Raw genomic sequence first — 1,103 nt, forward strand, 5'->3', positions numbered from 1 at the left:
GCCCTGACTGTCATCGATAAGCTCTTATACAGTTTCCGCCCAACACCGCCCCCCACACCCGCTAATAAGCCGAAGCGCACACGGGCCGACAAAAGACGCGATGCAACCGACAATACCTCGAAGGGGCGGAAACCGGGCGAACGCGCGACGACGCCGCCCCGGCGCGTTAGCTTGAAACGCTTACGCGAGGCGACGAGCTAACCGGTCTGACCAAGCTGTCGATGCCCTAGTCGTGCTGGCTTTTCCGGCCTGTCGAGCGCAGGTCGTGGGGATCCGTTCCCTCACCGTTCACACGGGGTGTTTGCGGCGCGAAGTTTGGCTGGCTATTGCTGTGAAGAGCTGGCTCGGGTGGCCGCCGTCAGTTCGTGGGCTGCTGCAGGCGCGCCACGACCCGTCCGCGGCGGGTCACGTCGATGGTTTCGCCGGCCGCGACGCGGTCGATGTAGTTGCCGAGATCGATTCGCAATTGCCGGATGCCGATGCGATCGGGTATCGCGCCAGTGTGGGTCACCTGCGGCGACTCACAGGCCTTGCTCAGAAGGCAATCGATGATGGCTAGGGCATGGTGGCGCGCTGTTACGGGATCGACGGATTGGGCGATTTCCCAAGAAAGTTCGTTCAATGCGCCGCGCATGGTGGCCACCACCATGGTCGATGTGTAATTGCTAGCTCCGGCCGGAGCCAGCGTAGCGGCGAATTCGCGAGTCAAGTTGCCGTAGTAGTCCGCGTCGAGCTCTCGCCAGCGTTCCCAGCCGATCGCGGCGGGGCCTTCTTTGAGCACTACCATTTGGTACGCGGGTTGGGTGCAAGCGTCTAGAAATGCTGTGATGCCGGCTCGAATGCGTTGCCAGGGCTCGTCTTTTCGTTTGATCGCATCTACTGTTAGCAGATAGACCTCGTGTTGGAGGCCTTCGAAGACGGCCATAAACAATCCCAGCTTGCTTCCGAAGTGATGCTGCAGAGCTCCACGAGTGACGCCTGCATGTTCACAGATCTGCAGACCGGTAACATCGGAATACTGGAATTGAGAGAATATTTCGCGTCCGGCTGTCAAAATGTCGGATCTGGTGGCCTCGGCGTTGCGGCCGGGGCGGTTCGTCACG

1 protein-coding gene is annotated in these 1,103 nt (G+C 60.7%); it reads right to left on the reverse strand.

The genetic code is table 11. The annotated features are described in order from the left end of the window. Positions 1–358: 358 nt before the first annotated feature. On the reverse strand, positions 359–1,103 hold a 745-nt coding region (locus A5622_RS28355), incomplete at its 5' end, for a type II toxin-antitoxin system prevent-host-death family antitoxin (protein ID WP_156752974.1).

It is taken from the genome of Mycobacterium sp. 1245801.1 (assembly GCF_001673055.1).
GTDB lineage: Bacteria > Actinomycetota > Actinomycetes > Mycobacteriales > Mycobacteriaceae > Mycobacterium > Mycobacterium europaeum_A.